The organism is Hwangdonia seohaensis (assembly GCF_031932625.1).
Taxonomy (GTDB): Bacteria; Bacteroidota; Bacteroidia; order Flavobacteriales; family Flavobacteriaceae; genus Hwangdonia; species Hwangdonia seohaensis.
On record NZ_JAVSCK010000002.1, the window covers coordinates 329,972 to 344,130 of the forward strand.

9 protein-coding genes are annotated in these 14,159 nt (G+C 34.1%); 2 read left to right on the top strand and 7 right to left on the bottom strand.

Annotation, left to right across the window (positions count from 1 at the left end; translation table 11 throughout):
• The first annotated feature begins 19 nt into the window (after window positions 1–19).
• The gene (locus tag RNZ47_RS06700; protein ID WP_311938044.1) at window positions 20–1,018 is read left to right on the top strand and encodes a PorP/SprF family type IX secretion system membrane protein; all 999 of its coding nucleotides are present in this window, start codon (window positions 20–22) and stop codon (window positions 1,016–1,018) included.
• Here the strand turns inward: RNZ47_RS06700 and RNZ47_RS06705 are convergent.
• Genes RNZ47_RS06705 through RNZ47_RS06730 form a run of 6 tightly spaced genes read right to left on the bottom strand, consistent with a single transcriptional unit; the run spans window position 1,015 to window position 11,081 of the window.
• Window positions 1,015–1,734 (bottom strand): 4'-phosphopantetheinyl transferase family protein, encoded by a 720-nt coding sequence (locus tag RNZ47_RS06705; RefSeq protein ID WP_311938047.1) that lies wholly within the window; start codon window positions 1,732–1,734, stop codon window positions 1,015–1,017. The genes RNZ47_RS06700 and RNZ47_RS06705 overlap by 4 nt on opposite strands.
• Before the next feature lie 11 nt (window positions 1,735–1,745).
• Window positions 1,746–4,130, bottom strand: a complete 2,385-nt coding sequence (locus RNZ47_RS06710) for a condensation domain-containing protein (RefSeq protein ID WP_311938050.1) — start codon at window positions 4,128–4,130, stop codon at window positions 1,746–1,748.
• Window positions 4,131–4,142: 12 nt separating this feature from the next.
• Window positions 4,143–6,137, bottom strand: coding sequence for a condensation domain-containing protein (locus RNZ47_RS06715; protein ID WP_311938052.1), 1,995 nt, complete (start codon window positions 6,135–6,137; stop codon window positions 4,143–4,145).
• Complete coding sequence (locus RNZ47_RS06720; RefSeq protein ID WP_311938054.1) at window positions 6,134–6,925, bottom strand: hypothetical protein; 792 nt, start codon at window positions 6,923–6,925, stop codon at window positions 6,134–6,136. The genes RNZ47_RS06715 and RNZ47_RS06720 overlap by 4 nt, the downstream gene beginning before the upstream one ends.
• A 5-nt stretch (window positions 6,926–6,930) precedes the next feature.
• A complete protein-coding gene (locus RNZ47_RS06725; RefSeq protein ID WP_311938056.1) occupies window positions 6,931–9,858 on the bottom strand; it encodes a non-ribosomal peptide synthetase in 2,928 nt (975 codons plus the stop codon).
• 23 nt (window positions 9,859–9,881) lie between these two features.
• On the bottom strand, window positions 9,882–11,081 hold the full coding sequence (locus RNZ47_RS06730; RefSeq protein ID WP_311938058.1) for a HupE/UreJ family protein: 1,200 nt from the start codon (window positions 11,079–11,081) through the stop codon (window positions 9,882–9,884).
• 278 nt (window positions 11,082–11,359) lie between these two features.
• Here RNZ47_RS06730 and RNZ47_RS06735 point away from each other — a divergent pair, with 278 nt between their 5' ends.
• Window positions 11,360–12,424, top strand: a complete 1,065-nt coding sequence (locus RNZ47_RS06735) for an ornithine cyclodeaminase family protein (RefSeq protein ID WP_311938060.1) — start codon at window positions 11,360–11,362, stop codon at window positions 12,422–12,424.
• On the opposite strand, the gene RNZ47_RS06740 is transcribed toward RNZ47_RS06735, so the two are convergent.
• Window positions 12,414–14,036, bottom strand: a complete 1,623-nt coding sequence (locus RNZ47_RS06740) for a hypothetical protein (protein WP_311938062.1) — start codon at window positions 14,034–14,036, stop codon at window positions 12,414–12,416. The genes RNZ47_RS06735 and RNZ47_RS06740 overlap by 11 nt on opposite strands.
• Window positions 14,037–14,159: the final 123 nt, after the last annotated feature.

Genomic DNA, 14,159 nt, shown 5'->3' on the forward strand with positions numbered 1-14,159 from the left:
ACCCTCAAAAAATAATAAAATGAAAAAATCAATCATATATCTTCTTTTTATTGCTGTAACATTTAGTTACGGTCAAGAATTGAATTTACCAGTTTTTACTCAATATTTGGCAGATAACGAGTTTGTAATATCGCCTGCGTATGCTGGTATTGGCGATAATTTAAAAATCAGGGCCAACGGATTAACACAATGGGTTGGTATAAAAGGCGCGCCCGATAACCAATCGGTTTATGCCGACTTTAGAATTGCCGATCGCTCGGGTATTGGTGTGTCTTTGTATAATGACAGAAACGGAAACACGATTCAAACCGGGGCTAAATTCTCGTTTGCCCATCACTTGGTTTTAGATTATTATTCGAAACAATATTTATCGTTTGGTATTTCGTATAACTTAAATAATTTTAGAATTGACATTAATAATTTTACAAATTATGACTCAAGCGGAAACCCAATTCCACCTTCAAATATAACAGACGATAGGCGCACATCAAACCACAATTTCGATGTGAGTGCTCTCTACAGGTATAAAGGCTTCTTTTTAAGTTTTAATGCCAATAATATTTTAGACAAAAACATTGATAAAGACATTAGAAAATTAGAACCAAATCTCATTTCAAATTATCAGCTTTATTCTGGCTTTACCTTTCGAGGGCCTAAAAAAAGTGGATTGGAATACGAACCTTCTGTATTTTATCAACTGTTTAGTAGCGATAAGCGATCTGCAACCGATTTGAATTTTAAGTTTAGAAAATACAATAAAAACGATGATTATTATTGGGCAGGACTATCTTATCGATTTCTTAACGACCAATTTTTAAAACCCTTAAATGTTGGGCCTATGGCCGGGTTTAAAAAGCAACAGTTTTATTTCGCTTATGCCTACCAAGTTACCATTAACGATTTGGCACGATTTAATTCGGGTACACACGTGGTTACCATTGGGATAGACTTTTTACAAGGTATTAGCAATTGCCCGTGTACACAAAGTGCCGTACGTAAATCGCTTAGTTATGATTAGTAATCGTTAAAATTAAAATATTCAACTGTTTTAATATTGCCTTTAATTGAAATGGCGCCCAAATAATCTGGCTGACGTGAAAATGTAAAAAGCTTCCATTGGTGTTTTTCCGCGGCATCCCATTTAGTTTCCAATAATTCAGTTTTTTTATCTGAATGTATACAAACTGAAAACGAATCTAATGGAAAAGAAAGCCCCACGGATTTCGCTTTTATAAAAGATTCTTTTCGTGTCCAACATCGGTAAAAGTATTCAACCTGTTTCTCTTTTGGAACTTTTTTTAAAGTTTCAATTTCTAAGGTTGAAAAGAAATTTGAAGCGATTTCAAAAACATCAAAATTATCTTTAATCTTTTCAATATCAACGCCAATTTCAAAATTCTTAACAAAGCTGAGTACGATTATTTCCCCGGAATGTGATATATTGAATTTTAAATCTGAATCAAAATTGTATTCAGGTTTCCCGTATTCGCCGTATTTGAATTCAATTTCTTTGGCATCCATATTCAAATAAAAAGCACTTAAAAAACGCAAAGCGCCACGCGCAATTATAAATATATTTTGGTCTTTTTTAAATCGGAATTTTGAAGCCTTTTGTTTTTCATCCATATCAATAAGATGCTTTAGGTTTTCAATTATAGGGGTTACATAATTAACATTTACCACCCAAGTGTGTATTGTTTTTGGGGTTAACTCTATTGGGGTTTGCAGTAACAAATGTTTATGATTTAATTAAGGTGCTTATTCAATGTTTCAGCAACAGATTTCACGTCGGGTTCATCAAAAAGCGTTCTATGGTCGCCTTCTGTATTTATAATGTGAACATGATTTGCGAGCTTATTCCACGACGCACATATTTCCTTATTAAATAATTCATTTACTTTTTTGGTTAGTACCAGCGTGATATCCAAGTCGTAAGACTTCCATTTGTATTTATTGTAAATATTAATGAGATGCACGGTTGTGCTTGAGGTGTTCTTAGCTTCAGTGCTTCCAAATATTTTTATAAAAAAAGGCTTTATATATTTTTTATAACGATAAGAAACCATGATGCTAATGACGCTTGTAGGGTTTTTAAGAAGACGTTTTAAAAATCCTAAAACCCTCATTTTAAGTCTGTCAGCGGTAATAAACTCTTGTTCGGCCATGGTGTCCATAACAATAAGGTTGGCTTTGTGCCCCAAGTTTTTTAAAAGGTTAGACATTTCAAAACCTACCGCGGTACTGTGGCAATACACCATTAAATTAAAAGGGCCTTCTGGATAGGCCATGCGTATTTCTTTTACATAGTCAACAGCCATAGCTTCAATGTTTTTGTGTTTTGGCAGTTTACCAAATAACCCCGATGGTTGTATGGCATAAACGGGTCTGTCTTTATCAATATATTTAGCAAATGTGTTGTAAAAAAAAACGTGTCCGCCACCAGCATGTAAACAGAAAATGGGCGCTTTGGAGCCTTTGCTTCGTATGGGAACAAGGTTGTTCCAGTTTTCTGTTTTCAATCCGCTTTCGTTTTCAATCAACGTTGCTAAACTTGCAATAGTTGGATGTTCTAAAAGTGTGGTTGGCGATAGTTGAATGTTAAGCAAATCTTCAATTAGAGTAAACATCCTCACAGCTAATAATGATTTGCCCCCAATTTCAAAAAAGTTATCCTCACTACTTATGGCATCTTTATTAAGTAAGTTTTGCCAAATTGCCAATAGGTCAACTTCTATTTTGTTTTTAGGAACCGCAGCAATATTTGTATTTTTTTTAACTATTGATGGCTGTGCAATAACGTCTGGATTGATTGGTGTTGTATTATCGAATATAGTTTTTATGGATGGGTTTTCGTTTTGGTCAAGTACGTTGATGATTTCTTCAAATTGACTTAAAAACCAATGATTTGTTTCATCTGAAAAAAGGGATTTATCTGATGATAAATGAATATCGATAGATTGGTTTGTACTTATTACGGTTAAGGTTAAAGGATAGGTTGATGTGTTGCCACTTTGTAAGCTATGCACCTCAACACCTCCAGATTTAATGTTTTTCCATGGGAAATTTTCAAAAACAAAGAGGCTATCAAAGAGTTGGTTTGAAGTATTTAACCATTCTGAAATACTGTTTATTGAAACATGCTCAAATTTTCTGGCTTCTAACTGCTGTGACTGTATTTTTTTAAGGCAGTCCTTGACACTCAAATTGTGGTCTAATTTTGTCCTCACAGGAATCACATTGGTAAACATGCCTGCCATGAGTTCTATATTTGGAAAATCACCCGATCGTCCTGAAACCGTATTGCCATAAACCACATCGAGGGAATTTGAATATTTAGAAATAATTATGGCCCACAAACCCTGAAATAAAGTGTTCAAAGTAATTTGATTGGATTTTGCCAAGGCTTGTGCTTTCTGTACGGTTTCAGTCGATAGCTGTACATTGCTTTTTACCGCCGCTTGTAATGGCAATTGATTTTTATTGAAGAAGAATGGAGTTTCAAAGTCTTTAAAAGTGTCTAGCCAGAATGTTTTTGCAGCATTTTCATCGGTGTCTTTTAACCAATTCAAATAGGATTTATATGGTGGTATGGGTTCTAATAAAGCTTTTACATTTTTAACCAAAGCCTCATAAAATGTAAATACATCTTTTAAAATAATGCTTGATGACCAACCGTCCAATAACAAATGGTGACAGCTCCAAACCATGACATGAGAATCCTGCATCGTTTTGATTACACTAACTTTTATTAAGGGTTTTTTTTGAAAATCAAGACCAGATTTTTTATTATTGGCTTTAAGAGTTTTTAGCTTTTGTCGTTGGTTTTCAATGGTTTCGGTAGTCCAATCTAAAGTAGTCAAATCTATTTCTATGGTTCCACTGGGTTTTACAATTTGTATGGGCTTTTTTATTTTTTCCCAATGCACTGAGGTTCTTAAAATGGCATGCCTCTTAATAGCTAAATTCCAAGCTTGTTTAAATAAATCTATTTTTAAAACACCGTCAATGGTGCATTGCACATTTAAAAACCCAAGATCTTTTTGTTGGGTGAGATGATGAAAAAGCAATGCCGTTTGCATGGTGCTAAGCGGGTAAATGGCTTGTATTTTGGGTTTGGCTATTTTATCCATAATTCATGTAGGTTACAAAAGTTCCATTAAATTGTCAAGGTCCTCTTGATTAAGGCCGGATTCAGGAAAATCCGAAGGCGTGTAGCTACCACTTTCCTTTATGTTGCAATAGGCAATAAGCGCTTTTAAATTAGCTTCGTAAGCATTGGCTAATATAAAGATATTGTCTTGTGTGTATAAATCTTTTGTATAGCTCCAATTAATGTGCAATTTACCGTTTTTAACAAGAGTGTTGATTTCAATTTGATATGTTCGCTCACTTAAAGGGCTTCTTGTGCCATGCGACAGAAATTCAAAATCTATTTTCGAATTATCAAAGAAGTCGTTAACACTTCCTAAATAATTAAAAACCACTTTTGGGTTAATGTCTAAATCGGTTATTACATCACTTTTATTCCATAAATATTTTAATATGCCATAACCCATCCCGTTATTGGGAACGGCGTGTAATTGCTCTTTTACAGATTTTATTTTTTCGCCAATATCATCCGTTTCGATATTGCTAAGCATCACAGGATAATAAGCTGTAAACCAACCAACGGAGTTAGAAATATCTACGGTGCCATCATCCACGGCGCGCCCTTGTTTTTCCAATCCTAGAGAAAAATGCTCGATATTGGCCCATTCGCAGATTGTATTTAAAAGTGCGGTAATCAATAAGTCTTCGGTTTTGGTGTTGTATAGTTTATTGGCTTTTAAGAGTAGCTCAGTAGTACTTTCGGCATCAATAATGTTGGTGTGGTTGCGTATTGAACTTTCGTTGTACACCTTGATATTGGTTTTAAAATCCACAGGAAACTTTTTTGAATCGTTTTTCTGTATAGACCAAAACGGTAATTCGTTTAAAACTTTACCGGAATCAATTAAAGATTTTAAATAGCTGCCCCATTGTTTTAGCGAATCTGTTTTTTTGCCAAAAGTGATGCTTTGGTTGTTTGCTATTTGTTTTAAAGCAGATTGCACGTCGTTAAAAATGATGTTCCAAGACACAAAATCGATTACCAAATGGTGTGCAATAATATACACTTTGTTCTTTTGGGTTTTTCCACAATTAAAATATATGAATTTAAATAAACTGCCTTCTTCCAGATTAATGCTCTGTTGGACAGAAGCAATTTTGTCTTTAATTTCAGCGTCTTGTGCGTCTTTGTTGGAAATAAATTCTAAGCTGAATTCATTAAAAGGACTGATGGATTCCGGATTTAAAATGAAAGCTTTCCAGATATTCTCATGTTTAATAAAACTGGAACGAAGCGCATCGTGATGATATATTAATTTTGATGCTATGGACTCAATGTTTTTAGAGCTGATATCATTTGATATGTTTTTTACTTCGGCTATTTGATTCCAAAAATGCGGCATCATTTTATGGGTATCGAAAAACCAGTGTTGTATGGGTGTTAGTGGCACTTCGCCTGTAATAATTGATTCGATAACGGTTTCAATATTGGTCTCTTTTGAAAAAAGCGAAAGCTCAGCTATGGTTTGGTTTTCAAAAAATTGATTGGCTTTTAACTCAATGCCAACTTTTCGAGCTTTTGATATAATTTGAATGCTCAATATGGAGTCGCCACCAATTTCAAAAAAATTATCGTGTATACTTATCGGCGAAAAATCTAAAACCTCTTCCCAAATTTTAACTAGTTTTTCTTCAATTTCGGTTACTGGCTCTTCAACACTTACTGTGTTTTTTTCTTTCGCGCCGTTAATTTTAGTTTTTAACAATTCTCTTTTATCAACTTTTCCATTTGGTAGTAAAGGTATTTTTTCTACTTCCATAAAAGCAGAAGGCATCATATAATCTGGAAGCCTATTTTTTAAATGTGCTTTTAATCCATCAATGTCTAAAGAGTTTTCTGTCTCTAAATAGGCTACTATCTTTTTTTGCTTGTTTAATTTTGAACGGTTGGCTTCCTTTACAACAAAGTCTTTTATTTTTATTGCAAGTAGCTTGCGCTCGCTAATGGAAAGTTGCTCTATTTTATATTTTAATTTTTCTTCGGTCATTTTATAGCTTTAATTACGACTATGGAATTTGCCCACCACGTATCTTTTACATCCTTTGGCATTTTTAAAGGAATAGTTTTAATAATAAACGCAGAGAAATGTTTGAGCAACGATTGCTGGTGTTCTCTACTTAAAGAATCGATTTCATTTGAAAAATAAGTAAACGCTCCACCAGGTTTTAAATGTTTTGCGGCGTGCGAAAAGAAATGTTCGGCAAACGTTACGCTTCCATTTACGTATTGCATATACTCATCGTCATTCAAAGGATATGTGTGGAAGAGTATGCCATCAAAAACCTCTAAAGCATCAATGGTATCCTGCCATAAACCCGGAACTAAGTGTATGTTTTTATGAGTATGTTTTTCTTCAAATGCTTTAAAGTAAGTATTTATAACATCGTTATTGCATTCTATGGCGGTATAGCTGTCAATTTGGAACTCAAGGATCATTTCCGCCGAAATACCTCTGCCAAAGCCAATCTCTAAAATATCGCCTCCGTTTTCTGCAATGGCTTTGGCCATTTCCTGCATTAACGGAATTTGCCAATCTTCCATGATTTCCTGGGGTGTCATTACTTTTTGTTGCCTATCGGAACTGTGACCTTGGGCTGATACTCCCGGAACAAAATGTTTAGTCTGTTCGTCTAAAATCTTCAAATTACCAGCAAATTCCTTTAACGCTCTATTTACAACTGCATTACGTTGTGCGTCTTTTGGTGGGCGAATAAAATCATCGTCATGTAAGGAGACAACAACTTCAAATTCCTTGGAGCGTTTAATCTTTTTCATATTGTTTAAGCTTCTATTTGGTTTAGCAAGAATTTCTGTTCATCGCTATTCAATGCATTGATAGAAGAAAAAATGGCATCTAAATCTTCATTGTCCATCATTTTTAAAACATCAACCAATTGTTTTATTGGCATGGTTTTATCTAAATTTTTAAAATCTGTACTATTATCGTCATCAACAAGAACAACGGCATTCTTTATTGCGGCATTATAGTCTTTTATGACTTTTTCAATTTCATTTAACTCCACCCTAAACCCTCTGATTTTTATTTGTTGATCGGCGCGTCCTAAAAACTCAATGTTTTTATCGCTGGTATATTTTCCTAAATCACCGGTTTTATATAATTTTTTAGATGGATTATACGGGTCTTTTATAAAGGCTTTATCGCTTAACTTTGGGTTGTTTATATAACCGCTGGCAAGCCCATGGCCACCAATGTATATTTCGCCAACACTCCCAAAGGGCACCAAATTAAGGTGCTGATCCAATAAGTAAATTTCTGCACCGGCAACTGGTTTTCCTATTGGAATGATTTGATAATCTGTATTTTTAATTTGATGTGCAGTACACCAAACAGTAGCTTCTGTTGGACCGTATTCGTTGTAAAGCTTTACACCGTTTAGCTTGTTGAAATGAGCTGAGGCTAGGTTAGGGTAACAAGCCTCACCAGCAACTATTGCGGTTTTCAGGGACTTTAATTTTTTAGCGTTTACATATTCAAGAATCAATTTATATAAAGAGGGCAGCATGAGTGTATGGCTAATAGATTGATCTTGAATAATGTTGGCTATTGAGTCAACATCCTGTTCCATGCGTTTTTCTGCAATCACTAAATTACCACCGGTGCACAAGGTCCAGAAAATTCCAGCTTTAGAGCTGTCAAAAGAAATGGAAGACATTAGTAAAAAGGCACTGGGGTTTCCGTCATAAAAATCTAATCTACCTGCCGTAGAGCTTATAATATTTTTGTGGGTAATAGAGACGCCTTTGGGCTGCCCCGTGCTTCCAGAAGTGTAAATAACGTAAGCTATATCAGTATTATTTGCATCCGTAATTTTTTGTTTAATTGGACTTACGGGAGCATTTAACGCTTCTATAAAAAGTTGCTTGGTATCAGGTGCCTTAAATATTTGGGAAAAATGTTGTTGGGTTATAACCGTATTGACCTTGGCATCATTAATCATAAAATGGATACGCTGTTCTGGGTATTCTGGATCTATTGGCAGGTAAGCACAACCAGCTTTTAAAATTCCTAACATGGCAACTATCATATCAACAGATCTATCAAGACACAAACCAACAATTTCGTTGGGTGTATTAATGTGATTTATTAAATGATTGGCAATTAGGCTGGCTTTGTCGTTTAAGACTTTGTAGGTAATGGAAATCCCTTTATAAGTTACGGCGATATTATTTGGATGCGAAACACTTATATTTTCAATGATAGTGTGAATGCCCTTGAATTCTGAAAAATGATTAGATGCCGGCTTTTCTTGGTTTAGGAAGAATTGCTTTTCTGAATCTGTAAGCATGGGAAGTTCTAAAATACGCCTTTCTGGATTTTTTATGGCACCTTCTAAAAGTAATTTGAAATATTCTTGAAAACGATTGATGGTAGACTCTTTAAATAAATCCGAGGTATACTCGAATGTTGAGGATAGGATACCGTTTTCTTCAGCAATATATAATGTCAAGTCGAATTTTGAAACCTTAAAATCATGCCAAGTATGAATTAAATCTACATTTTCATTAAATGAAGGATTTTCCGGGACGGCATGGTACAGAAACATCACCTGAAAGAATGGGTTTATGGCTAACGATCGTTCTACTTTTAATGCTTTAACCAAAGCATCAAAAGGTACATTTTTATTTTCAAATGCGGCAAGGGTGTTTAGTTTAACTTTGTTTACCAAATCCTTAAAAGTTATGTTCGGCGAGCAATTTGTTCTTAAAATTATGGTTTCATTAAAAAAGCCTATAATATCTTCCAACACTTTTTGATCCCTGTTTGTAATGGGCGATCCTATTAAAATATCCGTTTGCCCACTACATCTGTATAGGAACACGTTATACACCGTAAGCATAAGTACATAGGGCGTGGTTCCCAGTTGTTTTGCGAACGTTAGAATATTATTGGATGTTGCTTTGCTGTAATGTTGTGTAAATGAGGCAGCCCCCTTAAAAGTTGGATGCAAAGGCCTTGTAAAATCTGTAGGCAAATTTAAAACAGGGATATTGCCCGAAAGTTTAGTTTTCCAATAGTTCAGGCTGTTTTTGTTAATTTCGTTTTTACTCTGCCAATACCCATAATCGGTGTATTGCAGCACTGTTTTTTTACTGAAATTGTTGTTGTTTAAACTTAGCGCTTTATAATGGCCTGCCAAATGTTCCCTAAATATCTGCATGGACCATTTGTCGGTAATGATGTGGTGCAACGTTATTTGCAGGATGTATTTTGTAGTGTTTGTTTTAATTAACGTAGCACGAACCAAAGGGGGTTTTGTTAAATCAAAATATTCTCCGGCATCGGCTTCTATAATTTTTTCGCATTTTACTTTTTTTTCTGTTTCAGTAAGTGGACTAAAATCGTGAGTATCAATATGAAGCTCAGAATCATCATTGATTTTTTGAAAAACAACCCCATCTTCAATATGGTAAGTGGTTTTTAAAATATCATGTTCTTTATAAACATTCTTTAAACTTTCAACCAATATTGGTTCATCAAGATGCCCGTTAAAGGTGTAAGTTTCAGAATAATTGTAAAATGCATTTTTAGGATACATTTGTTGTAAAAACCAAAGCCTTTGCTGTCCGTGCGACAAAGGAATTTTTATACCGACGGGCGCTTTTTCAATGGGGTTTATGGAAAGGTTGTATTTATCCCTATTTTTCCATCTGTCTAGCAATGATATTTTTTGAGATTCTTTTTCCATCTATAATATTATTTGATCAGAGGTTATCTCAATCCTAGAGAAACAGCGATTTCATAGGTCCAAGATGTTATTAGTTCGTCTAACATTAAATTAATATCAAACACGCGTTCTATAAACCAATATAGAGAAATAACAATTAATACGATTGATATATATACCAAAAGCTTTGGGTAAAGTTGTAATTTTCTCAAAAGGAATAGCACAGGAAATATTATTGCAATAATAGCAATTTGACCTATTTCAACACCAACATTAAACCCTAGTAAAGATAGGGTTAAAAACTCGTTAGTTAAACCAAGATCACTCAAAACACTAGCGAAACCAAAACCGTGAAACAATCCAAAAATAAATGCGATAACCCAGTCTTTCATTTTAAAAATAGGCCTTATGTTATGATACGCCGCTAATCCAATTGAAAAAGCAATGATTGATTCTACCAACCGAGAAGGAAGGTTAACTATTTCTAAAGACGCTAGGGTTAAAGTGATGGTGTGTGCTACTGTAAAGAACGTCACTACTTTAATAATATAGATAAATGCCGATTTAAAGGTCTTAACTGGTTCCCAATTAAAAGCACGATGCGTTTCAAGGTTGTTTTTTCGCCTTCTTACCACAGACGGAAGTATAAGCGCCAATAAAAATAATATATGGTCTAAACCAATCCAAATATGCCAAACACCTTGTTTAACCATGGCATAGAAACCATTCCAAATAGACGATTTGGTTAGGTCCATGGTGTCTTGTGTTTTGCTGGGCGAAAAGTCCAAAGTAATATTGGCTTCCTCATTTATAACGCCATCACGCCAATTATATTCTGTAATTAAATACCCCCGGTGGGTGTTGTCTTTATCGAAAATTGCGCTATATTTTACGTTTAAATTTTTAGGTAAACTTTTGGTGTTTTCCAAGTGAAAGTAAACTTGAACAAAATAGCCCAAATTAAATTCGAAAATTCCCGTATCTTCTAAAATAATTTTATGATTCCCCAAATCTGATGAAAAAGATGTATTGCTTAAAAGGTACGCTTTTATATCATCTATAATAGGTTCGACGTCCCCTAGTGTAACTCCATCTTTAAAATCGGTACCAAATACTTTGTTAACTTCCCGTATGTTTATTTCAAATCTTCCATGAATATCATCCGTTTCATAAATGCGTAAAAAAATATAACTTTGATTGGGTATGTGTGCCAAGGCAAATAAAGGCAGGAAAAAAAGTATCAAGAGCAATTGAGTCTTTTTCCTTAAAAAGGAGTATTTCATAGAATTTTTTTAGAGAGCACGACAACGCGCTTTTTTTATAAATAAAGCAAAAAAAAAATTTCTTTCTAAAAATATACGTTGAATTACAGTTTTAGACAGTGAAAAGTGCTTAATGTCTTGAAAAAACAACTTCTTGTCGAAACCAATTGGTTACTTAAGTAAAATTGGTTAAAATATTATACATTACAATAAAAAAGCGAATACATTTATTTTGTGTTTGTTAAAAGAGCTATTTGTTTATGGGTAAAATTACAACCTTGTTATTGTCTGCATCAGATGTAAATTTGCTCATGCAAAATTATGGCATTGACCGTTTAATGGACGACTTAATTTTTAGGTTAATCAAAGAATTTGAGAATTTCAATACAACCGATACAGTCATTCCAATTCGGTCTGGATTTAATTATAGTACAGAACATGTGGGCCTTATTGAATGGATGCCTGTCTATAAAAAAGGAGAAGAAGTCGTTATTAAAGTTGTTGGTTATCACCCTAATAATCCAGATAAATTTAATTTACCAACTATTTTATCTACCATTTCATGTTACGATACCAAAACGGGCCACTTAAAAGGTTTGGCCGACGGTGTACTTTTAACGGCACTTCGCACAGGAGCGGCATCGGCGGTAGCAAGTAAATATCTGGCACATCCACAAAGCTCCACTTTAGGGCTCATTGGTTGTGGGGCGCAATCTATTACCCAATTACACGCTATTTCCAGGTTGTTTCCTATTAAAAAAGTGCTCATTTATGATATTGATATTGAAGCTGTAAAATCCTTTGATAATAGAATTTCTCTGCTAGGATTGGATATAGAGATATTGCCTACTGAAATTGTTGATATTTTAAGCGAGAGTGATATTGTTTGCACAGAAACTTCTGTCAATGTTGGAGAGGGCCCATTGTTTACGGAGTATAAAAACAAGCCGCATCTTCATATTAATGCAATTGGATCAGATTTTCCGGGTAAGATTGAATTGCCTTTAGCTTTGCTTAAAGAAAGCTTTGTTTGCCCCGATTTTATCGAACAGGCCAAAAAAGAAGGGGAGTGCCAACAATTAACGGACGACGAAATAGATTCTGATTTATATACCGTTATTCAAAACTACCATAAGTTTAACCATTTAAAAGATGAGTTAACCGTTTTTGATTCTACAGGTTGGGCGTTGGAAGATCAAGTTGTTATGGACTTATTTCTTGATTTAGCCAATGAATTTAAAATTGGCAAGGAAGTATCTCTCGAAAACATAAGCAGCGATGTAAAAAATCCATACCATTTTTTATATCATTCAGTTATCGTTTAAATTGATTATTGGGAATGGTTAGGTATTTTAATTCTTGATTGCGTATTTCTCTAAACCCTGTTTTTTTAGAATAAAAAGTTGTAGACTCAACGATAACAACACGTGTAATTTTTTCTTTGACGTCTTGGATTTTAGAAGGCGGTGATGTCCAATAAAACGGAAAAGCCTGTATGGGCATTAGATTGTCAAAATGAGCTGTTTTTTTGTTCCAGTTAGTTAGGTATTGCACTAAAAAATCTTCGTATTGCTTTTGCTTGATAGCGTTTTTATGCAAACTACCTTTTAATTTTTCATATTCAAAAATCTCCTTTACAGATCTTTCGGTATTAAAATAGTTGCTCATGTTGGCATTGGTTGCACCCCATGTAATAGGCAGTCTTGGTTGTTCTTGCCAAAATTTAACAGCTCCAAGAGTAAACTGATAATCATAATGAGAGAAAAAATTTGGTGCCAAACGGTATCTTTCACTTTCGGAGGTTTCACCATAAATCTTGTAAGTGTAACTTAATGGGGCGTCGCACCAGGTAAGGCTTTTGGCTTGGCACCAAAACCGTCCACCACCAATTATAACTATTGAAATAATAAAATACTTTTTGTTGAAAATTTTATTGAGATTGTATTTTTTAAGCGAAAAAAGAAATAATGATGCAATAAGCACAACAACCCACATCCAAAAGAAAATCCCAGAAAAACCAAATATTCCTAAATGCATAATGGCAGCCCCAAAAATTAAAAAACGTGCGCATTTTATATGAATGAAAAATAGAAGCATCCCACATTCTATTGCAATGGTAAGCAGCTTTAAAGGGATATTGAACCAGCTTAAAAACCCAGTTAGATCTGTTATGGTTTTGGCTGTTAAAAATGATAGCCAACCGTTTGCATAACCCGAAGGTACCAAAAAACTTATCTGGTCTTTAAATATCCAGTATATGTTGAATTTGTTTAATCCCGAGGTAAAGTAATGGGTTGCAATTAAGCACCCAAGCATAAAGAGAAAAAAAGTTGGATTAAAAGTATTGGTAACAAGTTTTAAAATATAAAATACAATAAATAGAATTAGTATTTTAATTAATAGGAACGGCGGTGTGGCAATGGAAAATGTGGGAAGATATTCAAATTGCCCTATTATTGCCAACAAAACGGTTAAATAAGGAAACAAAAAAAAAGGTCTCCAGTACACACATAAAGTAAGCACAACCAACAAGATGCGATCTGTGTAATGCACCTTGTTAAAAAAGAAATTAACATCGTAGGTTGCATAAAACCAGGTTAATAAAAGTGTTGAAATAATCAGAAAGTTCCTGATTAAGTTATTATTTCCAAAATCGCGCCATGTTATAAGAAGTTTCTTGTTGAAAAAGCCAATAAAAACCAGAACGATAATCAACAAATACGGTTTGAGGACCAATTGCTTTAAAAATCCAAAATAAATAACGTTTTCGTAGTAAGCTTCAATGGGTAGTATTGTTGCCCAAAACAAACCTCTGTGCAATATTATAAACGTAATTAGCACAATAGTTATTTGTACGATTATTTTAATCCACTCTTGAAAATCTACATTAAAATTATTTAAAAACTTTTCGTAGAATGAATCAATTAATCTATTCATGCAAATAGCTGTAAGTGGGTTATTTCGTTAAAATTAGGGATTATTTTCGTCAAACTAAAGTAATTACTAGTCAACTTACGGTGTAAAGGCTTGATAGCTGTACCAATTAAATGTATATTTATT

Coding starts and splice junctions, on each gene's coding strand:
- RNZ47_RS06735 (WP_311938060.1), top strand. CDS start 11,360: ATGGGTAAAATTACAACCTTGTTATTGTCTGCATCAGATGTAAATTTG.
- RNZ47_RS06725 (WP_311938056.1), bottom strand. CDS start 9,858: ATGGAAAAAGAATCTCAAAAAATATCATTGCTAGACAGATGGAAAAAT.
- RNZ47_RS06715 (WP_311938052.1), bottom strand. CDS start 6,137: ATGACCGAAGAAAAATTAAAATATAAAATAGAGCAACTTTCCATTAGC.
- RNZ47_RS06720 (WP_311938054.1), bottom strand. CDS start 6,925: ATGAAAAAGATTAAACGCTCCAAGGAATTTGAAGTTGTTGTCTCCTTA.
- RNZ47_RS06700 (WP_311938044.1), top strand. CDS start 20: ATGAAAAAATCAATCATATATCTTCTTTTTATTGCTGTAACATTTAGT.
- RNZ47_RS06710 (WP_311938050.1), bottom strand. CDS start 4,130: ATGGATAAAATAGCCAAACCCAAAATACAAGCCATTTACCCGCTTAGC.
- RNZ47_RS06740 (WP_311938062.1), bottom strand. CDS start 14,036: ATGAATAGATTAATTGATTCATTCTACGAAAAGTTTTTAAATAATTTT.